Annotated in this window: 17 protein-coding genes; 9 read left to right on the top strand and 8 right to left on the bottom strand. The window is 66.2% G+C overall.

What is annotated here, in order from left to right; genetic code table 11:
- Positions 1–27: 27 nt before the first annotated feature.
- Together ATY02_RS19465 and ATY02_RS19460 are read right to left on the bottom strand one after the other, a co-directional pair.
- Positions 28–1650, bottom strand: coding sequence for an MFS transporter (locus ATY02_RS19465; protein WP_068585708.1), 1623 nt, complete (start codon positions 1648–1650; stop codon positions 28–30).
- Between the two features lie 205 nt (positions 1651–1855).
- A complete protein-coding gene (locus ATY02_RS19460) occupies positions 1856–3502 on the bottom strand; it encodes a GMC family oxidoreductase (protein WP_068585704.1) in 1647 nt (548 codons plus the stop codon).
- 306 nt (positions 3503–3808) lie between these two features.
- On the opposite strand from ATY02_RS19460, the gene ATY02_RS19455 reads away from it, so the two are divergent.
- Positions 3809–4708 (top strand): LysR family transcriptional regulator, encoded by a 900-nt coding sequence (locus tag ATY02_RS19455; RefSeq protein ID WP_068584581.1) that lies wholly within the window; start codon positions 3809–3811, stop codon positions 4706–4708.
- A gap of 7 nt (positions 4709–4715) precedes the next feature.
- Here ATY02_RS19455 and ATY02_RS19450 read toward each other — a convergent pair whose 3' ends face one another.
- Both ATY02_RS19450 and ATY02_RS19445 read right to left on the bottom strand, forming a co-directional pair.
- Positions 4716–5633 (bottom strand): phytanoyl-CoA dioxygenase family protein, encoded by a 918-nt coding sequence (locus ATY02_RS19450; protein WP_068584582.1) that lies wholly within the window; start codon positions 5631–5633, stop codon positions 4716–4718.
- A 160-nt stretch (positions 5634–5793) separates the two neighbouring features.
- Positions 5794–6231, bottom strand: a complete 438-nt coding sequence (locus tag ATY02_RS19445) for a hypothetical protein (RefSeq protein ID WP_068584583.1) — start codon at positions 6229–6231, stop codon at positions 5794–5796.
- A gap of 244 nt (positions 6232–6475) precedes the next feature.
- Between ATY02_RS19445 and ATY02_RS19440 the strand changes: the two genes are divergently transcribed.
- The 6 genes from ATY02_RS19440 to ATY02_RS19415 are packed head-to-tail and all read left to right on the top strand — an operon-like array spanning position 6476 to position 13072.
- The gene (locus ATY02_RS19440) at positions 6476–7660 is read left to right on the top strand and encodes an MFS transporter (protein WP_083235837.1); all 1185 of its coding nucleotides are present in this window, start codon (positions 6476–6478) and stop codon (positions 7658–7660) included.
- The gene (locus ATY02_RS19435; RefSeq protein ID WP_124346457.1) at positions 7650–8798 is read left to right on the top strand and encodes a class II histone deacetylase; all 1149 of its coding nucleotides are present in this window, start codon (positions 7650–7652) and stop codon (positions 8796–8798) included. Before ATY02_RS19440 ends, ATY02_RS19435 begins: the two co-directional genes overlap by 11 nt.
- A gap of 25 nt (positions 8799–8823) precedes the next feature.
- Positions 8824–10197, top strand: coding sequence for a carbohydrate porin (locus tag ATY02_RS19430; RefSeq protein ID WP_068584588.1), 1374 nt, complete (start codon positions 8824–8826; stop codon positions 10195–10197).
- Positions 10198–10216: 19 nt separating this feature from the next.
- Positions 10217–11299, top strand: coding sequence for a hypothetical protein (locus tag ATY02_RS19425; protein WP_068584591.1), 1083 nt, complete (start codon positions 10217–10219; stop codon positions 11297–11299).
- 16 nt (positions 11300–11315) lie between these two features.
- On the top strand, positions 11316–12290 hold the full coding sequence (locus ATY02_RS19420; RefSeq protein ID WP_068584594.1) for an SDR family NAD(P)-dependent oxidoreductase: 975 nt from the start codon (positions 11316–11318) through the stop codon (positions 12288–12290).
- On the top strand, positions 12287–13072 hold the full coding sequence (locus ATY02_RS19415) for a MoaF C-terminal domain-containing protein (protein WP_068584597.1): 786 nt from the start codon (positions 12287–12289) through the stop codon (positions 13070–13072). The genes ATY02_RS19420 and ATY02_RS19415 overlap by 4 nt, the downstream gene beginning before the upstream one ends.
- A gap of 13 nt (positions 13073–13085) precedes the next feature.
- Here ATY02_RS19415 and ATY02_RS19410 read toward each other — a convergent pair whose 3' ends face one another.
- Positions 13086–14102, bottom strand: a complete 1017-nt coding sequence (locus ATY02_RS19410; RefSeq protein WP_141698156.1) for an AraC family transcriptional regulator — start codon at positions 14100–14102, stop codon at positions 13086–13088.
- Positions 14103–14208: 106 nt separating this feature from the next.
- Positions 14209–15738 carry an MFS transporter gene (locus ATY02_RS19405; protein ID WP_068584602.1) on the bottom strand — a complete coding sequence of 510 codons (1530 nt, stop codon included), beginning with the start codon at positions 15736–15738 and terminating at the stop codon, positions 14209–14211.
- A 154-nt stretch (positions 15739–15892) separates the two neighbouring features.
- Between ATY02_RS19405 and ATY02_RS19400 the strand changes: the two genes are divergently transcribed.
- Both ATY02_RS19400 and ATY02_RS19395 read left to right on the top strand, forming a co-directional pair.
- Positions 15893–16525, top strand: a complete 633-nt coding sequence (locus ATY02_RS19400) for a TetR/AcrR family transcriptional regulator (RefSeq protein WP_068584604.1) — start codon at positions 15893–15895, stop codon at positions 16523–16525.
- 29 nt (positions 16526–16554) lie between these two features.
- The gene (locus tag ATY02_RS19395; RefSeq protein ID WP_068595488.1) at positions 16555–16929 is read left to right on the top strand and encodes a hypothetical protein; all 375 of its coding nucleotides are present in this window, start codon (positions 16555–16557) and stop codon (positions 16927–16929) included.
- 46 nt (positions 16930–16975) lie between these two features.
- Here ATY02_RS19395 and ATY02_RS19390 read toward each other — a convergent pair whose 3' ends face one another.
- Positions 16976–18001, bottom strand: coding sequence for a DUF6602 domain-containing protein (locus ATY02_RS19390; protein WP_068584556.1), 1026 nt, complete (start codon positions 17999–18001; stop codon positions 16976–16978).
- Between the two features lie 29 nt (positions 18002–18030).
- Positions 18031–19125: a DNA alkylation repair protein gene (locus tag ATY02_RS19385; protein WP_068584553.1), complete on the bottom strand. Its 1095-nt coding sequence runs from the start codon at positions 19123–19125 to the stop codon at positions 18031–18033.
- Between the last annotated feature and the right edge of the window lie 9 nt (positions 19126–19134).

The raw sequence follows: 19134 nt of genomic DNA, 5'->3' as shown, positions 1-19134 counted from the left end.
CCGTGCCCTGGCCGGCGGCCGTGGTCATCAGTTGTGGTTGATGTCCACCTCACGGGTTTCCTTCAGGCACAGCAGGCCCACCAGCAGGCTGGCCCCGGTGATCGCCACCGGGTACCACAGGCCATAGAAGATGTCGCCGGTGTACACCACCAGGGCGAAGGACACGGTGGGCAGGAAGCCGCCGAACCAGCCGTTGCCGATGTGGTAGGGCAAGGACATCGAGGTGTAGCGGATACGGGTCGGGAACAGTTCCACCATCAGCGCCGCCAGCGGGCCGTAGCACATGGCGGCGATCAGGATCAGGGCGACGATCAGCGCCACCACCATGGCTTTGTTGACGTTCTGGTTATCGGCCTGTTGCGGATAGCCGGCCAGGGTCACCGCACCGCGCAGCGCCGCCTCGTCGAAACCGTCGATCTTCACGTCGCCGATGCTGACCTGTACCGGGCTGCCCGCCGGGGCGGCGATGCTGGAATAGGGCAGGCCCTGTTTCACCAGGAAAGTCTTGACCTTGTCGCAGGGGCTGTCGAAGCGTGCCTTGCCCACCGGGTCGAACTGGAAGGTGCAGGTGGCCGGGTCGGCGGTGACGGTGATGGGCGCCTGGCGGCTGGCCTGGTCGATGGCCGGGTTGGCGTAGTGGGCCAGGCCCTTGAAGATCGGAAAGTACAGCGCCGTGGCCAACAGCAGGCCAAGCATCAGCACCGGCTTGCGGCCGACCTTGTCCGAGAGCCAGCCGAAGAAAATGAACATCGGCGCGCCAATCACCACACTGATGATCAGCAGGCTGTTGGCCAGGGCCGGGTCCATCTTGAGGAACTGGGTGAGGAAGAACAGCACGTAGAACTGCGCGGCGTAGAAGGTCACCGCCTGGCCGGCGTTGATGCTGAGCAGGGCGATCAGCACCACCTTGAGGTTCTCCCACTTGCCGAAGGATTCGCGGATCGGTGCCTGGCTGGCGCGGCCTTCTTCTTTCATCTTCAGGAACGCTGGCGACTCGTGCAGGCTCATGCGGATCCAGGTGGAGATGCCCAGCAGCACGATCGACAGCAGGAACGGCAAGCGCCAGCCCCAGACGTCGAATTGATCGCCGGTGAAGTAGCGGCAGGCCAGCACCACCAGCAGCGACAGCAGCAGGCCCAGGGTCGCGGTGGACTGGATCCAGCTGGTGTGCAGGCCGCGCTTGCCATGGGGCGCATGCTCGGCCACGTAGGTCGCGGCGCCGCCGTATTCGCCGCCCAGGGCCAGGCCCTGGAGCATGCGCAAGGCCACCAGGATGATCGGCGCGGCGATGCCGATGCTGGCGTAGTTGGGCAACAGGCCTACGGCGAAGGTGGCCAGGCCCATGAGGATGATGGTGGCGAGGAAGGTGTACTTGCGCCCGATCATGTCCCCCAGGCGGCCGAACACCAGGGCGCCGAAGGGGCGCACCACGAAGCCGGCGGCGAAGGCCATCAGGGCGAAGATGAAGGCCGTGGTGTCGTTGACCCCGGCGAAGAACTGCTTGCTGATCACCGCCGCCAGGGCACCGTAGAGAAAGAAGTCGTACCACTCGAAGACGGTACCGAGGGACGAGGCGAAGATGACTTTCTGGCTTTCCTTGCTGGTGGGCGCCACGGCCGTGGTGTCCATCGCTTGAGCATGTTCCGACATATCGATATCCCTCACAGTGATTGTTTTTGTTGTTCCACTGTCGGCGCCAGTGATGGCGTCGCTATCTTGTTTTTCGCAGTCCTGGCTCCTACGGTCCGGCGTTGGATCTTTTCTGTAGGAGCGAAGCTTGCTCGCGATAGCGTCGGCGGCTCGATCTCTCTGGCGTGCCGGCTGGCCCTGTCGCGGGCGAGCTTCGCCCCTACAATCAGGCGGGGGAGGCGGTCTGTTTTTCCGGGGCAGGGCTCCTTGTAGTCGTGGCCAGAATCAGTTCGGCGGCCTTCTCGGCGATCATCAGGGTCGGCGAGCAGGTGTTGCCCGAGGTGATGCGCGGCATGATCGAGGCGTCGGCGATGCGCAGCCCGGCGATGCCGTGCACGCGCAGTTGGGCGTCCACCACGGCCTGGGCGTCGTGGCCCATGCGGCAGGTGCCCACCGGATGGAAGATGGTGGTGCCGATCTTCGCTGCGGCTTCATGCAATTGCTCCTGGCTTTGCAATTGCGCGCCGGGCAGGTACTCGCTGGGACTGAACGCTTGCAGGGCCGGGGCGGCGACGATGCGTCGGGTCAGGCGGATGGCGTCGGCCGCCACTTGCAGGTCCTGCGGATGGCTCAGGTAGTTGGGCTGGATCAGCGGCGCCTGGCCTGCGTCCACGGAACGGATCTCGACCCGGCCACGGCTTTGCGGGCGCAGGTCGCAGACCGAGGCCGTGAACGCCGGGAAATCGTGCAAGGGTTCGCCGAAGCGTTCCAGGGACAGTGGCTGCACGTGGTATTCGAGATTGGCGGTGGCCTGCTCGGGGCTGGAGCGGGCGAAGGCGCCGAGCTGGCTGGGAGCCATGGACAGCGGGCCGCTGCGGTCGTACAGGTAGCGCAGGCCCATGCCCATCTTGCCCCACAGGCTGCCGGCGATCTGGTTCAGGGTGCGGGCGTTGTCCAGCTTGTAGATCAACCGCAGTTGCAGGTGGTCCTGGAGGTTGCCGCCGACCCCGGGCAGGGCATGGGCGACGCCGATGCCCAGGCGTTGCAGCAACGCCACCGGGCCGATGCCGGAACGCTGGAGGATGCTCGGCGAGCCGATGGAGCCGGCACAGAGAATGATCTCCCGGCGGGCCTTGAAGTCCTGCTGGCGTCCCTGGGCCATGGCGCGCACCGCCGTGGCGCGGCCGTCTTGGAGGAGCAGCCGTTGCACCTCGACGCCGGTCAGGACGGTGAGGTTGGGGCGCTGGGCGATGGGCTTGAGAAAGGCCTTCGCGGCGTTCCAGCGCACCCCGGCCTTCTGGTTGACCTGGAAGTAGCCGCAGCCTTCGTTGTCGCCGCCGTTGAAGTCGTCGATCCGTGGGATGCCGCTCTGTTCGGCAGCGCTGCGAAAAGCATCGAGGATCGGCCACGACAGGCGCTGGCGCTCCACCCGCCACTCACCGGCGGCGCCGTGCAGCGGGCTGGCCCCGGCGAAGTGGTTCTCGCTCTTCTTGAACAGCGGCAGGACCTCGCTCCAGCTCCAGCCCGGGTTGCCCTCGGCGGCCCAGCCATCGTAGTCGGCAGCCTGGCCACGCATGTAGATCATGCCGTTGATCGATGAACAGCCCCCCAGCACCTTGCCCCGCGGGTAGCTCAAGGCGCGGCCTTGCAGGCCCGGTTCGGCCTCGGTCTTGAAGCACCAGTCGGTGCGTGGGTTGCCGATGCAGAACAGGTAGCCGACGGGAATGTGGATCCAGGGGTAGTTGTCGCGTCCGCCGGCTTCCAGCAGCAGCACCCGGTGCTGGGGGTTGGCGGACAAGCGATTGGCCAGCAGGCAGCCGGCGGGACCGGCACCGACCACGATGTAGTCGAAAGCGTCAAAGGCAGGAAGCATTCGTGACCTCGTTGGCAGATTCTTATTAGCAGGCCGTTGAAAAACTACCTGCGTTGCCATCGCTGCGTTGAAAACAGGCTCAAAATGCTCATTTACCACATGTAAATTGCGCTTTTTCGCCTGTTTTCGCCTTGCGCTGGCTGCCTCGCCTACATTTTTCAAGGGCCTGTTAGCAGCTGTCCGTCATCCGCGGCAGCCTTGTGCTTCATCCTAGTTGTTAGCTTTCGTTAAAAGAATGTTAGTTTTTGCCCACCCGCTGTGCGTTTTCTAACAGCATTAGCCCCCAGGCACCGGCAAGGAATCCCCATGTTCGACTGGAACGACCTGCGCTTTTTTCTCGAACTGCAACGCAGTGGTCGCCTGCTCACCGCGGCGCGACGGCTGAACACCACCCACGCCACGGTGGCGCGGCATATCGAGGCGGTGGAGAAGGCCCTGGGCACCGCGCTGTTCGTCCAGCACGCCCAGGGCTATGAGCTGACCCCGGCCGGCGAGGCGCTGCTCAAGCACGCCGAGGCCATGGAGAACGTGGCGCTGCTGGCCCAGGAGGAAATCACCCAGTCCAGCGCGTTGCTGGGCAAGATCCGCGTCGGCGTCACCGAGGGCCTGGGGGTCAAGTTCCTCGCCAGCCGCATGGGCGGCCTGTTCGAGCGTTACCCGGGGCTGGAGGTGGAACTGGTGGCGGTGCCGCGGTTCGTCAGCATCCTCAACCGCGAGGCGGAAATCAGCATCCACCTGGAACGACCCAGTGCCGACATGCTGGTGACCCGCAAGCTCACCGACTACCGCCTGGCGCTGTACGCCAGCCAGGCTTACCTGGACCGCGCCCCACCGCTGCGCAATCGCGAGGACCTGGGGCGCCATGCCTGGATCGGCTACGTCAACGACCTGCTGTTCAGCCAGGAACTGATGTTCCTCAACAGCTTTTGCCGCAACCCCCAGGTGTTGTTCCACAGCACCAGCGTCATCGCCCAGCAGGAGGCGGCCCGTTCGGGCCTGGGGATCGCGGTGCTGCCGTGCTATATGGCCGCCGAGGACCGGCAGCTGGTGCCGTTGCTGCCCACCGAGAGCATCCAGCGCGCCTACTGGATCAGCACCCGCCGCGAGCTGCACAAGTCGGTGCGCCTGCGGGTGGTCTGGGACTACCTCATGGAGCTGTGCACCACCCAGCAGCAGGTGCTGCTGGGTGGCGGTGTGCAGGGCTGAGGCCGACTCACAGCAGCGGCCCGCAGTGGGCCGAGCGGCTGAGCAGGTCGCCGGCCTGGATATCGACGAAGCGCGAGCCGTAGGACCGCGGCTTGAGTGCCCCGCGTTCCTGGCCCATGCCCAGGCCGCCAGTGGTACGGGTCTCGCCGTCCTGCAACAGCGGGTCCAGGCGTGCCTGGGCAGCCACCAGGCGTAGGGTCACGGCCTGGCGCCGTGGCAGCTCACCGGCGAGCAAGGGACTGGAGCGGTGCCACAGGTACTTGCTGAACAGCAGGGCATCGCCGGGCTCGAAGGCTTCTTCGATGCGCTGTCGCTCGAAGCGCTCGGTCAAAGGTCCCGGGCTGGCGTAGGTCTGGCGCAAGAGCTCGGACAGTTCGGTGATCGACTCGCCCTGGGCCAGTTGCTGGGCCAGCATTCGCGAAAACTGGAAGTTGCCCAGGGCCGAGCACAGCGACAGCGGCACCCAGGCCATGCCGCCACCCTGTGCCTTTGGGCGTACCGGTTGCAGGGGCAGCCACAGGCTGAAGGCCGGGTCTTGGGGGCGGATGTAGCGAAAGTTCAGCGAGTCGTAGTGCCAGGCGAAACCCGAGCGCCCCTGGTCTAGCTCGAAGCCCTGGGCTTCGCACAGGATCAGCCGGCTGTCGGTGAGGTAAGTCAGTACCTGGGCCAGTGCCGGCTGGCCTTGGAGTTGCCGGAGAATACCGTCCTGGTCCAGGCGGTGGGTCAGGCGGTTGAACCCCTCGCCAGCGCTGGCCTGGGTCGGACGCAGTTGCTGCTCCACCAGCTGGCGCAGCGATTCGATGGCGGCGCTGGTCAGCAATCCCGGCAGCTTGAGGTAGCCCTGTTCCTGAAACAGCCGCCGCTGTTGCGGGTCCAGGGGCAGGGGATTGACCAGGGAAGAAGCGGGCGGCTGCGGCAGGTTCACGGGCGTATTCCATTACCAGGGGCAAGTGGCTGAGTATGGACAGTGGCACCACTGGCCGAGCGCTGGATTCGACCTCGACCGGTGTTTAAGCGACACCTGCCATCGGTTGCTGTCGGTGCGCGTCAGGGCGGCCAGGTCATGGCGGGCCTGGTGCCACTGGCTAGGAGGCGGGGCCGGCAGCTTGCAGGTCTTGCTGGCGGATGTAGGAGTCCTGGGTCCGGATGAACCGGTCGAAGGCTCTGGAGTTGTAGACCTGCAAGCAAGCGTGCAGCACGACCTTGCCAGGACGGTGCTTGCTGTTGGCCGCGACCTGGTCATAAGCCTTGAAGACGTAGTCGGTGGTGGCGTCATAGGGGTCATGCAGGGTGGTGAGTGTGTCTTCGTCCTGCAGGACCTGATGCAGGCCACCGCCCATGACGCCATACATGCCGATGGCATGCCCAACGTCCTCGCCCATGGCCGAGCGCTCGGGAAACTGCCTGGCCATGCAGTAGGCCAGTCCATAGTTCTTCAGGGACTGGCGTGCCGCCGCCAGGTCCATCGCGCCAGCCTGGCCCATGCCTGCCATCAGGCACAGCGCCAGCGAAAGCCTTTTCATCCTTGATCTCCTGAGTCATGGCCGGCAGCGGCCGTTGCGGCGCCGATGGTCGAAGCCGCCATCGAGCTTGTCAATGCCCCGGCTCGCCGGTGCGCCTGGCCAACCTGATAGCGCCTGCGGGCATTGGCGTGAAAAGACAAAAAGTCGTCATCAATTGAAGCCGGTCGCCGCCTGGGCCGTTGCTAGATTGGCAGCCGTTGCCGTGCCACCTCACCCATAACAATCAATAACGAAGGTGCCTATCGTGAGCGCTACCGCCGAACCTGCAGCCCTGCCGGGCGAGGCCAGTCATCGCTGGCTGCTGATCACCATCACCCTATGTGCGTCGGTGCTGCCGGCGACCTTCCTCTGGGCCCCGGCCCTGTCCATGCAATTGACCACGCAGATCGGCCTGAGCCCGAGCCGGATCGGCGCGATGTTTTCCCTGGAACTGATCTTCAGCAGCCTGGCCACCTTGCCGGCCATCTACTGGCTGCGCTCGGGTCACTGGCAGCGCTGGGCCTTGCTGTTCATGGGCCTGTACATCGGCGGCAACCTGGCTTCGGCGCTGTTGCTGGAGCGCTATTTCAACGCCTTCCTGGTGGCTCGGGGCGTCACTGCACTGGCCGCCGGTTCGCTGCTGATCCTGTGTACCCGCAGCGTCGCGCACCTGGATGATCGCGGGCGGGCGTTCGGTTCGATCATCTTCGGCCAACTGATACTCGGAACCCTGGGACTGGCGGTGTTGCCCAGCGCCTTCCAGCATTTTGGCCCCGGGGTGTGCTTTGCCTTGCAGGCGCTGTTGATGCTGGCCTGCGTGCCGCTGTGCCGGCACTTCATTCGGGTCCCTCAGCTAGCGGCCAGCGGTGGGCGCCGTCGCTTGGGGGCTTCCAGACATGGCCTGCTGGGGGTGGCCTCGATCTTCCTGCTGTATGTGTGCCTGGGCGGAGTCTGGACCTTCATCAGTGCCTTGCAGGCGCCCACGGCCATGGATCGTGGGCAGTTGGACCAGTTGCTGACCCTGTCCAGCGCGGTGGGCATCCTCGGCGCCGGCGCCGCCACTTTGCTGGGACGTGATCGCTATCGCGGGGCATGCCTGCTGCTGGGGTTCGCCGCGTTGGTCCTGGCCTTGCTGGTGATGGCGGCGGTGCCCCGGGCGGATGCGGCCTTCATCGCGGTGCTGGTGTTCAAGTTCACCTGGACCCTGCTGGTGCCCTTCATGCTCACGGTGATCAGCCTGCACGATCGCGAGGGCGGCTTGATCAACCTGACCAACCTGGTCCTCGGCCTGGGGCTGGCCTGCGGCCCGGCGCTGTGCGGCTACCTGCTGGAAACCTTTTCCTACCAGGCGATGTTCGGCTGCGGCGCGCTGTTGGCCCTGCTGGCCGCCGCGGCGATCAACCTCGCGCACTTGCACCTGCCATCCAAGAGTCTTTGCCATGAAGCCTGAATTGCATCCTTCAGCGGGCGCCAGTGCGTTCCTGTTCGACGAACGCTGCCTGTGGTTCCACTCCGGCCGGGCCTCGGCCCTGGCGGCCCCGGTCGGCGGGTGGGTCCAGCCGCTGGCCAGCGGCTCGGGGGTAGCCTCGGCCGATTGCCTGCGGCGGCTCAAGGCGTTGATGGACGCCAGCGGCCTGAGCCGGCAGTTGCGGGTGGAGTCCGCAGCGCCGGCCTCCCTGCCACAGATGGCCAGGGTCCATGACCTTGAGTACCTGGAGCGCTTTCGTCGGTTGAGCGAGCAGCAGGGAGGAGAACTGGGACTGGCGGCGCCTTTCGCTGCCGGCAGCTTCGAGCTGGCGGCGCTGTCCGCCGGGCTGGCCAGGGCGGCGGTGGAAGGCGTGATGCGCGGCGAGTACCAGCGGGCCTATGCCGCCTGCATCCCGGCCGGGCACCACGCTTTGCGGGATCAGGCCATGGGCTCGACGCTGCTGGCCAACTCGGCCATCGCCGTGGAGCACGCCATTGCCGAACTCGGCGCGCGGCGCGTGGCCATCGTCGATTGGGACGTGCACCACGGCAACGGTACCCAGTCGCTGTTCTACGAGCGCGGGGACGTGCTGACCATCTCCCTGCACCAGGAAAACTGCTTTCCCCCAGGCTCCGGCGGCGCCGACGAACTTGGGCGAGGCGCAGGGCAGGGGTGCAATCTCAACATCCCGCTGCTGCCCGGTTGCGGCCACCAGCAGTACCTGCATGCCATGGCGCAGTTGGTGGTGCCGGCGCTGCTGCGTTTCGCCCCGGACCTGCTGGTGATCGGCGCCGGTTACGACGCCAGCACCTACGACGTGCTCGGCCACATGCAATTGCACAGCGGCAGTTTCCGCGAGATGACCCGGATGATGGTGGCGGTGGCCGAGCGCCTCGGCCATGGGCGCTTGGTGATGGTCCATGAGGGCGGCTACTCGGAGGTCTACGTGCCGTTCTGCGCGATCGCTGCCATCGAGGCCCTGACCGGCCTGCAGACCCAGGTCCGCGATCCCTTTATCGAGTTCATCGAACAGCAGCGGCTGGCGGACGACTTCGATCGCCTGCACCACCAGCGCGTGCAAACCCAGGCCCGGCAACTGGAGCTGGTGCCTGCTCCTTGAGTCCATCGCCCATACAGGTCCGACCATGAATCCTTCCAATAACAACAATCGATTCTTCGTCCAACGTGGGGCTGTGCTGGCGTGCTGTGCCCTGTGGGCCGGGTGCGCGCTGGCCGGCCCGGATCAGCCCGGCCCGGTCTCGCCGGCCCGGGCTCCGAGCCTTGGCGAACAGCTGGATGCCCAGGGCATCGCCGTGCACGGCTTCGGTAGCTGGTACAGCTTGTACAACACCTACGGGGTGGGGCGTCGCCAGGATCAGAACAACCTGTTCCTGATGTTGGCGGCCGACTTCGACCTGCACAAGCTGCTGGGTGTGAAGGGCGCCAGCGTGCACCTCAAGCAGAGCTATGCCCCGGTGGCCAGCAACGTCGACTACGGTCCGGCGCTGGGGGACATCTATGGCGCGGTGGCGCCCTTCGTACCGAAGAAGGCGCGGCTGGTACAGCTGTCCTACGAGCAGCGCCTGTTGGAGGATGCCTTGAAGCTGGAGCTGGGCCGGAGCAACCCCGCAACCTCGTTCATGCAGCCGGCTTGTGCCTTCGTGTTCACCTGTTTCAACCCGCTGACGTTGATGAACGGCTCGGTGTTCGCCTATCCGTTCGCCTACTGGAGCGCCACGGCCCGCTACAACTTCGACGACAACCGCTTTGCCCAGGTGGGCGGCTGGTTGCTCAATGGGCAGATCCCCTTCGAGTCCGGCTGGAACTGGCGCGAGGAACGCCATGACGGGCGCTTCTTCCTGGCCCAGGTCGGCACCCAGACCCGCTTTGGCGAGGCGCTCTATCCCAGTCGTTTCGAGCTGGCCCTGTATCGCTCCACCAAGAAACAGCCCAACCCCAGCCGCACGGTGGCCGGTACCTCGACCTTGCTCGACCCGGGCTCGGCGCCCAAGGTCCAGGACCATGCCGACGGCATTCTCTTCAATTGGCAGAAGACGGTGTACCGCGCCGACGGTGGTAGCCGCCCGTTCGATACCAACCCGCGCAGCCTGACCCTGGAAGGCGGGCTCAGCTCGTCGCTGACCCCCGGGGTTACCGGTGGGGTGGATGCCTTCGGCTTCATCGGGGTCAATGCCCTCAACGTCATTCCGGGCCGCCCGCTGGATAGCCTTGGTGCACGCCTGAGCTGGTTTCGCGTGAGCAAGGACTTCCAGGCCCGCCTCAAGGACGCCGGGCGCCTGTCGGGCAGTGCCTACGAGCAGCCACGGGACAGTTTCGTCGCCGAGCTCAATGGGCGCTTCGTCCTGGGTAGCGGCGTGACCCTGGACCCCTTCATCAACTACGTGCTGCAACCCAGTCGCTTCCAGAACCCCTTCGCCGAACAGCGTCCGGCCAGCGGCTGGTTGTTCGGCCTGGGCCTGAACTTCGCCCTCGACCCGTTGCTGGGCTGGCGCCACTGATCCCTTGAGGAGAGTCCCGATGAACCTTGTGCAAACCCAGGACCTGATCTTCTGCAACTGGCAACAGGCGGCAGTGGACGGTGACCTGGAGCAGCAACTTGCCGCCTTGCTCGAAACCATGGCCGCCGCCCTGGCCGAACGAGGGGTGAGCTTGGGCGCGATGCTCAAGCACAGCATCGCCATTCGCAATGGCGCCGTGGACCCGCTGGCGGCGATCCAGGCATTCCATCGCCAGTGCCATGCTCTGGCCCCCCGGTTGGTCCGGGAGCCCAGCGTCGGCACCCTTTTCCGGGTGCCGCATCTGTCCCGGGAAGGGGCGCTGGTGGCGCTCGAGGCGGTATTCGCCAGGCATGCCACACCGGCGCGGCGGGCCCTGTTTGACGACCTGCCGATGGATGTGGCGCGGGCCCTGGAGTATCGCGGCCAGCTGTTCCTCACCGGTTTCGAGGCCCTGGAACTGTTAGCGCCGGAGCGTGGCTTGAGCGCCGATAACCTGCAGGTCCGTCCCGGGCTGGCGGAGCAGGTGGAGGTGATCCTGGACAAGATCCAGGACAGCCTCCGGGCCCTGGACGCCGACTGCTCCGACCTGGCCCGCCTGACCCTGTACCTGCGCGCCGACCAGGACCCGCAGCATGCCCGGCAGTTGGTAACGCAGGCTGTGCGCCAGCGGGCCGATGCCGGGGTGGCCGAGGCGCTGCAACTGTGCGTGCTACGTGGTCACGGCATGGTCCTGGAGGATTTCAAGATCGAGATCGATGGCCTGGCCTTGCGCCCGCAAGCCCCGCGGCCAACCTGGGTCAGCCTGGCCTGCGGCGAGGCCGGCAGCTTGTCGCTGGCGAGCGTGGAGCAGGCGGCGAGGGCCCTGGCCAGGCGCCTCGACACCGGTGGCCAGCCGGCGGCCTTGCAGGTGTTGCTCAAGTGCTCCGGCATCGAGGCCGGCCCCGTGGCGAGCCAGCCCTTGCTGGAAGCGTTCAGCCGCCAACTGCAGCGTGAGCTGGGACCCGCGGCGGCGTTGCAGCTGTCCGTGGCGCTGCTCTGGGTCAAGGCCCTGGAGGCACCCGGTGCGGCCCTGGAGCTGGACGCCAGCCTGTTCATTCAATGAAAGAAGGAGTAGCAACATGTCATTCGATACCCATACACGAGCCTGGGATCTGGTCCGGGACCTGGACCTCTCCGGCAAGATCTACCTGGTGACCGGCGGCACTTCGGGGCTGGGCAAGGAAAGCGCCCGCTGCCTCGCTGCCCGTGGCGCCCGGGTACTGGTGCTGGGCAGCAGCGCCGAACGCGGTAATGCCGCGCTGGCCGAACTGCGGGCCGCCACGGGCAGCCAGTCGCTGCACTTCGAGGCGGTGCGCCTGGAGTCGTTGCGCGACGTCGACCGGCTGGCCTCAAGGCTGCTGGAGCAGTTGCCGCACCTGGACGGCGTCATCGCCAGTGCGGGGATCATGGCCACCGATTTCGCTCGTACCGACGATGGCCTGGAGTGCCAGTTCGGTATCAACCATATCGCCCACCATCGGTTGATCACCCGGCTGTTGCCGCTGCTGCGCCAGGCGGCCGCTGCCCGGGTGGTGCTGCTGACTTCGGGCGCCCATCGCCTGGCGGGCATCGATTTCGCCGATCCCAACTTCGAGCACCGGGCCTACGACCGCTGGACGGCCTATGGCCAGTCGAAGTCGGCCAACGTACTGTTCGCCCTGGGCCTGGACCAGCACCTGGCCGAGGAGGGCATTCGCGCCCTGGCGGTGGCCCCCGGAGTGGTGGCCGGGACCAACCTGCACAATCACCTGACCGACGCCGACTTCGTGCCCTTGCTCGAACGCCAGCCCGGGCTGCGCCAGTTGACCCGGCGCAAGAGCACCGAGGAGGGTGCGGCGAGCATTCTCTGGGCCCTGCTGCATCCGCAGCTGGAGGGTTGTGGCGGTTACTACCTGGAGGATTGCCAGGTGGCCTTGAGCAACGCCGATCCCCTGAATCACCTGGGCGTCATGCCCCGGGTGCGTGATGTCGCCCAGGCCCTGCAACTGTGGACGCTCAGCGAGCGGCTGATCCAGCAGGCCCTGGCTGGCGAGCAGCGGGAGGTGCGGCCATGAACCCGCTGGAGCAGGCGCTTCCCGGGTTCGATGACTTTGCCGCGCAGTTGCGCCTCAACCGCCTGCCCGACACCCCGGCGCTGCGCGGGCGGCGCTTCGTCCTGGCGTTCGCCGAGCAGCGTGGCGAGCTGGCGTTCGATAAACAGGGCGAGGTTCGTTGGCAGGGACTGCCGCTGGTGCTGGCGTCGGGGACGGCGCAAGCCAATGTGGTGCAGGCCTGCGCCGGGCTGTTTTTCATCGACCTGCCATTGCCGGCGGCGCAGCGCCAGAGCCTGGTGGTGATCATCGACGAGCAGCGATCCCGGGCCTTGCTGGTGCATTCCTGGCTGGATACCGGGCGCAAGGCTCGCGGATTGGCCTCCAATGTCGGCCAGGCGCTGCATCACGCCGGGTTGAATGGCCTGCCGGCAGGCGCACCGCCCGAGCGCAGCGGCGAGTTGATCGGCAAGCGCGTGCTCAATCTCTATAGCCAGGACACCGCGGTGGAGCATGTCTATCTCAACAGTCGCTGGTACGCGTATCAGATCCATGGCGGTGTGCGCCATGGTGACTGTGATTGCGACGAGGCCAGTTATTTCAAGCTGCGCGAGCAGTTGTACCTGGTGACCTTTCGCGAGAAGGCGGTGGATGTGGCGATCGTCTTCGTCCTCGACACCAGGGCCTGGCGCAATAACGGCATGGCCCTGGGCGAGGTGGATGGGACCTGGTTCAACGCGCCCATCGGCGCACAGGTACGACTGCTGAGCGAGACGGCGTATCCCGAAGGCATCTCGCCGCTCTGAAGGGTCGGGCCGGCTAGAGGAACTGCCGCCGATAGCGCAGCGGCGGCACCCCGGTCCAGCGCTTGAAAGCCTTGGAAAACGCCGCGCTGTCGGCGTAGCCCAGGCTGTCGGCGAGTTCGTCGATCCGGGTGCCGGGATGGCGCATGCGTTCCAGGGCAAGGCTGTGCCGCACCTGCTCCAGCAGCTCGGAGAACACCACCTGTTCCAGGGCCAGCTTGCGTTGCACGCTACGTGGCGACAGGCACAGCTGACGCGCGATGCGCTCCAGGGAGGGCGGCTGTTCGCCCAATTGCTGTTCCAGCAGGCGCCGCACCCGCTCATGGAAGCTGCCGCTGTGTTGTTCGGCGCACAGGCCCTGGATGTGCTCGCGAAAGAACAGCAGGACGTCGGCATCGCAGCCCTGGCCAGGGCACCTGTGGTCCAGCCAATGGTTGGCGAAGACGATGCCGTTGCTGGGCGCGGCATCCCGCACCGGACAATCCAGCAACCCGGCCAGGGCCTCGCGGTCCTTGGCCGTCAGTTCATGGCAGAGGTCGATCCGCTGGGCTCGCCAGTCCTGCCCCAGGCGCAACTGCAAGACATGGATCAGCATGCCCAGGCTGAACTCCACGTCCTGGCGGCAGGCATTGGCCGGGTAGGCGGGCAACTGGTAGCTGATCTGCACCTGCTCGCCGTCGATGCGCAGTTGGGTGCGGGTGCCGCCCTGCAGGGCCGCGGTGCTGAGGTTGAGTTCAAGCAATGCGCCGTGCAGGGTCGCTTCGTTGAGGAACAGTTCGCGCAGCGGCGAGAGCACTGGGGAGCGGCTGGCAAGGCCGATGCGCGCGCCCAGCAGCGGGTCGTCCAAGGCCCGGGCCGCCTCTTCGAAGAAGCCCAGGTATTGATCCAGGGGAATATTGTCCGCGGGTTTGAGCGCTTGCCACTGGGCCTGGAAGGGCGATGGCAGGCGCAGCTGCCGTTCTTGCAGGTACTCGAGCAAGGGGCTGAGCTTCAGGCGGCGCACATAGGCGCCGACGGGGCGGGATGCAGGCATGGCGATGGCGTTTTTCTTATTGTTCTGCAAGGCACGTCCCCAGGTGGCTCGCGCGGTCCGGCAACCATACTAGACGAGGAGAAAAGCCCCGGACAATGGGCATCGTTCACCTGTTCTCGATCCCCCGGGGCTGGACTCGGCCAGGCCCAGCGGGCTGTTTCGCACGGGCCCGTCGGCGGATGCCCAGCAGCAAGCCCATGGCCAGCAGGCTAGAGGCACCCGCCAGCAGCATGGCCAGGTGCAAACCGCTGGTCATGGCCGTGCGGTACAGCTCGCCGAACAGCGGGTTGTCCGGGGGCAACTGGTGTTCGGTCACCGCTTGGTGGGCCAGTTCGCCGGCGTTGGCCATGCCGCTGGCCCGGGCCGACTCGCTCAGCACCTGGATGGCCCGGGCACCCATCAGGCTGCCGAGCAGGGCGATGCCGATGCTCATGCCGGTCTGGCGCAGGGCATTCATGCTGGCCGAGGCGATCCCGGCGCGTTCCGGCGGTGCGCAGGCCATCACTGTCAGGCCGGTGCCCGGCAGCGCCAGGCCCATGCCCAGGCCCAGCAGCCCCAGCAACGAGCCCACCAGCCAGTAGGGAGTGTGGGCGTCGAACAGGGTCATGGCGGTCATGGCCAGGCCCACCAGGCCGTAGCCGGCCACCATCAGCCAGGACAGGGGTACGCGCTGGTTGATGCGCCCGAAGCCGATGGCTACCAGGCCGGTGACGGTGAATTGCGGCAGCAGGCGCAGGCCGGTTTCGGCTGCGGACCAGCCCTGGATCTGCTGCAGGAAGATCGAGAAGAAGAACAGGCTGCTGTAGCTGGAAAAACCGAGGATGAACGAAGCCAGGTTGGCCACGGCGAACGGGCGCTGGCGGAACAGGTCCAGGGGTACCAGCGGCCGTTGCACCCGCCGCTCCACCAGGGTGAAGACCAGCAGCCCCACGGCGGCCACCAATAAGGTCAGCAGGGGGCCTCGGCTGGCGAAGCCTTCTTCGCCGGCGAGGATCAGGCCATAGGTCAGGGCCGCCAGCCACAACACGCTCAGTGCCTGGCCCAGCGGGTCGAGGGCGGCATGCTGTGGGTGCTTGCGCTCGCTGATTCCCCAGCACCCGAGGGCCAGGGCGAGGAGGCCGATGGGCAGGTTGATCAGGAAGATGCTCTGCCAGCCGACGGACTCCAACAGCAGGCCGCCCACCAGGGGGCCGAGGATCAGCGCCAGGGCACTGAACGCCGACCAGCCGCCGATGACATGGGCCCGCTGGCGCAGGTCGGGGAAGGCGTGGCTGAGGATCGGCATCGCCCCGGGAATCAGCAGTGCCCCGGCCAGCCCCTGGACCGCGCGCCCGGCCAGCAGCAACCCGAGCTCCTGGGCCAGGGCGCAGAGCGCTGAACCCAGGGTGAACAACAACACCCCGGCCAGCCAGCAGCGCTTGTGGCCGAAGCGGTCGCCCAGGGGGCCGGCCGAGAGCATGAAGGCCGAGAGGCAGATGGCATAGGCGTTGACCACCCATTGCAGGCCGGCCAGGTCTGTGGCCAGGGCCTGTTGCAGGGTCGGCAGGGCGACGTTGACGATGCTGATGTCCAGCGAGGCGAGGAAGGTCCCGAGGTAGGCGGCGGCCACCAGGGCCGGGCGACGATAGCGTTCCATCAAACATCTCCCGTGGAGGGCTGGAGAGGGGCGAGGCACTCAGGTTAGTATTTCGACTGACCGTCGGTCAATGGAAAATGATAAATATTCTCAACTCTCTTTTGCCCGGCAATTGCCCTAGACTGGCGGCCCTCGCCACCGCCCGGAATCGTTCATGATCGTGAAACGCCACAAGGCCCAGGAACCTGCCAGCGATTTGCCGCAGCCGCGGACCAAACCCGCCGAAGTGCGCCTGGAAGAATTGATGGGCGCCGCCCGCAGCCTGTTCCTGGAGCAGGGAGTGGAGGCCACCACCATCAGCCAGATCGTCGAGCGCGCCGGGGTGGCCAAGGGCACCTTCTATCACTACTTCCAATCCAAGAACGACATGCTGGCGGCCCTGGGTGAGCGCTATACCCGGGACTTCCTCGATTGCCTGGAGCAGGCGGTGGCGGCCTGCGCCGAGGATGACTGGGTGGCGAAGGTCAGTAGCTGGATCCGCGCCAGCGTCCAGGCCTACCTGGCCACCTACCGCCTGCACGACATCGTCTACCCCAACCATCACCACCATGAGCGCGGCAACCCGGAGCGCAATGCGATCCTGCGGCAGTTGCAGGGCATCCTCGAAGGAGGGCGGCAGGCCGGTTGCTGGCCCCTGGAACAGCCGACGGTGATCGCCTCGCTGATCTATGCCGGGGTGCACGGCGCCACCGATGACGTGATCGCCGCCCGCCAGGAAGATGGCCAGGCCCTGGCCGAGGCCATCGTCCAGGCCTGCCTGCGGATGCTCGGCGTGACCCAGCACTGAAGTTCTTCTCGGTACAAGGAAAGACCCCGATGAAACACAGCAAACGCCTGCTCGGCGCGGTACTGGCCGTATTCCTGGCGTACAAGGGTTATGGCTGGTTCTACTACGGCACGCCCTACCAGGACCGCTACTACAGTGACGACCGGGCCTTCTACTACCAGAAGTACCGGCTGTTCAGCTGGCGCGCCTGGATTCCGGCCATGACCATGCCCGGCGATGGCGACAGCTCGCGCTACTCCACCGGTGGCTACCTGCGGGTGTTCAAGGCCGATGGCAGCCTGGTGGGCGAGTCTTATGACCCGTGCATTGCGGTGGTGGAGGTGTCCTGGGGCAGCGAGCACGTGGTGGGCTTTGGCTGCGACGACCACCTGATAGCGTTGCCGGCCACGACCGCCAAGGACTGAAGCCCGGCGCGCTGCGGCCGAGTTGCACGTGGCCGCAGCGCAGGTTTCAGAAGCCGTTGTCCCGGGCGAAGTCCAGCCGTGGGTCGCTGATGCGCGTGAGGTTCACCGCGGCGCCCGACCAGCCACCTTCCATCTCATCGCTCAAGTGATAGCGGGTCAGGTCGTACTGGATCGCGGTGCTGCCCAGCTGCGGATGACCGATCCGGGAGGTGAGGGTCTGCAGCAGGCTGGAGATCAGGTACTGCAGGGGCGACTCGCAGGTTTTCAGGCCAATCCCGTAGTCGAAGCCCTGGGCGTCGCGCTCGCGGAAATAGCCCAGGAACTCGCGTTTGTCCAGGTTGCATCCCAGCGCCCGGTTGAAGGCCTGGCGGCAGGCCTCCAGCTCTTCGCCGGCAACCCGGGGCAGGCCCAGGATGTTGTTGAGGTTCTTCAATGTCACGCAGCCCTGGGTGGCGATCACCTCCGGCATCAGGATCACGTCCTGCTCGCCCTGGGCCAGGGGCTCGCTGTGCCAGGCGTTGAGGCTTTGGCGCAGCTTGTCCAGGCTGCCGGCGGTATAGCCGTTGTAGCCATAGATGTAGGTTGGCGGCAGCAGCTGGTCGCGGACCGAGAAGGATTGCGCCGGTGGTAGGTCGGCGAAGGGTTTGCGGTACATGAACTGGCTGTAGTGGTTCATGGATTCCCGGGTGATCGACACCTTGAGGTTGCGTACCGACTTGCCGTTCTCCAGGGCCTGGAACAACTGCGTTTCGTTGAGCTGCGACTTGACCTCCACCGTGGCCACCACGCCTTCGATCAGGTACACATCGGCCGAGCCGAAGGTGCGCAGGATGGGAAAGTCGTTGCGGTAGATGATCAGGTCGATCTGCTTGGAGATCCCGCCCTCGGCATCGACGATCTGCCCTGAGCCGATGCTGATATTGCGCGGCAGGAAGCGTTGCAGCACATCCCTGATGAAACTCTCCCGGGCGTCGCCCAGGATGGTCTTGTGGTCGGCGATGCTGCTGCTCACCGCAAAGCTGCTTTCCAGCACCTTGGCGATGGACTTGGCCCACCTGTTGATGATTGCCACGAGGTCTTCCTTGTGTGGATTGAGAGGGGTCAGGGCAGCAGGTCGAAGTGCGCGCTGGCCAACTGTTCGCCGTTGACCAACAGGTGCACCAGGTGGCGCCCGGGGTAGTGTCGACGGGTGGTGAATTCACGGATCTGCTGCTGGCGGGCCAGTGCCTGGCGCCCCTGGCCGGGCAGGGTGAAGGTCTTGAGCTTGAACACCTTGGTGCTGGCGGCGCCCGAGGCCTTGATGTAGTCGATGGCGTAGTCCACCACCAGGCGCTGGGGCTGCGAGCTGCTGGAGACCAGTTCCAGCGCCAGCTCCAGGCGCTCGCCCAGGCGCAAGGCCGCGGGCGTGACGGTGAAGTGCTTTACCTGGACCTCGGCCCGGGCCCCGGCGCCGATCAAGGCCAGGGCCTGGCGCTCGCCCTGCTTGATCAGGCTGCGCAGGCCATGGCGGACGATCCAGGCCGTGTGCGGTTGCTCCAGCGGCCAGTCTTGCAGGCGTTGCAGCACCCACTGCGGGTGGTCCTTGGTGATGTCGTTGAGGTGGTTGGCCACCGACTTGCGCACATACAGGCTGGGGTCGTTGCGCAGTCGCTCGAGGATCGGCGCCGCCAGCCCAGGTTCGGCCTGCAGGCGTTCCAGGCGGAACGACCAGGGCAGGCGCGGGCGGCTGCCTTCGCTGGCCAGGCGGCGCACGTGTTCGTCCGGATCGCGCGACCAGTCGTACATATGCTCCAGGGTCGCTGCCTGCTGGTTGACCAGGAACGGGCGCACGGCGAACTCCGAGGAGCCAAAACCGGTGAAGAACTTCAGCGCTGCCATGGAGCGGGCGAAGTCATGGGTGCCATGGCTGGCCACGAAGTGCGGCAGGAACATGCAGACGAAGCGGCTGTCGAGCCGTGGCGCCAGGGCATACAACAGTTCCAGGCTGTGTTCGTAGTGCCCGGGCAGCACCTGGTGCAGGCTGTCGCTGACCCGCGCCAGGCGCTGCATCACCGAGAGCTCGGCCAGGCCCTGGCTGGCGCGCTTGAGAAAGCCCGGGTGATCGAACGCCGGATACACCTCGCGCATGGCGTCGGCGATATGCACCAGGCGTTGCTGGTTGAAGATTTCCTTGAGGGCTGGGGCGGCGTCGCTCATCGAGGGTTC

This window comes from Pseudomonas sp. BIOMIG1BAC (assembly GCF_001705995.2).
Classification (GTDB): Bacteria; Pseudomonadota; Gammaproteobacteria; order Pseudomonadales; family Pseudomonadaceae; genus Aquipseudomonas; species Aquipseudomonas sessilinigenes.
This window is presented reverse-complemented; position numbering and strand designations above follow the sequence as displayed.

Excerpts from the sequence above, each read along its gene's own strand:
- ATY02_RS19415 (WP_068584597.1), top strand. The coding sequence starts at position 12,287 with ATGAACCCGCTGGAGCAGGCGCTTCCCGGGTTCGATGACTTTGCCGCG.
- ATY02_RS19410 (WP_141698156.1), bottom strand. The coding sequence starts at position 14,102 with ATGCCTGCATCCCGCCCCGTCGGCGCCTATGTGCGCCGCCTGAAGCTC.
- ATY02_RS19385 (WP_068584553.1), bottom strand. The coding sequence starts at position 19,125 with ATGAGCGACGCCGCCCCAGCCCTCAAGGAAATCTTCAACCAGCAACGC.
- ATY02_RS19460 (WP_068585704.1), bottom strand. The coding sequence starts at position 3,502 with ATGCTTCCTGCCTTTGACGCTTTCGACTACATCGTGGTCGGTGCCGGT.
- ATY02_RS19400 (WP_068584604.1), top strand. The coding sequence starts at position 15,893 with ATGATCGTGAAACGCCACAAGGCCCAGGAACCTGCCAGCGATTTGCCG.
- ATY02_RS19430 (WP_068584588.1), top strand. The coding sequence starts at position 8,824 with ATGAATCCTTCCAATAACAACAATCGATTCTTCGTCCAACGTGGGGCT.
- ATY02_RS19420 (WP_068584594.1), top strand. The coding sequence starts at position 11,316 with ATGTCATTCGATACCCATACACGAGCCTGGGATCTGGTCCGGGACCTG.
- ATY02_RS19425 (WP_068584591.1), top strand. The coding sequence starts at position 10,217 with ATGAACCTTGTGCAAACCCAGGACCTGATCTTCTGCAACTGGCAACAG.
- ATY02_RS19435 (WP_124346457.1), top strand. The coding sequence starts at position 7,650 with ATGAAGCCTGAATTGCATCCTTCAGCGGGCGCCAGTGCGTTCCTGTTC.
- ATY02_RS19445 (WP_068584583.1), bottom strand. The coding sequence starts at position 6,231 with ATGAAAAGGCTTTCGCTGGCGCTGTGCCTGATGGCAGGCATGGGCCAG.
- ATY02_RS19395 (WP_068595488.1), top strand. The coding sequence starts at position 16,555 with ATGAAACACAGCAAACGCCTGCTCGGCGCGGTACTGGCCGTATTCCTG.
- ATY02_RS19465 (WP_068585708.1), bottom strand. The coding sequence starts at position 1,650 with ATGTCGGAACATGCTCAAGCGATGGACACCACGGCCGTGGCGCCCACC.
- ATY02_RS19455 (WP_068584581.1), top strand. The coding sequence starts at position 3,809 with ATGTTCGACTGGAACGACCTGCGCTTTTTTCTCGAACTGCAACGCAGT.
- ATY02_RS19405 (WP_068584602.1), bottom strand. The coding sequence starts at position 15,738 with ATGGAACGCTATCGTCGCCCGGCCCTGGTGGCCGCCGCCTACCTCGGG.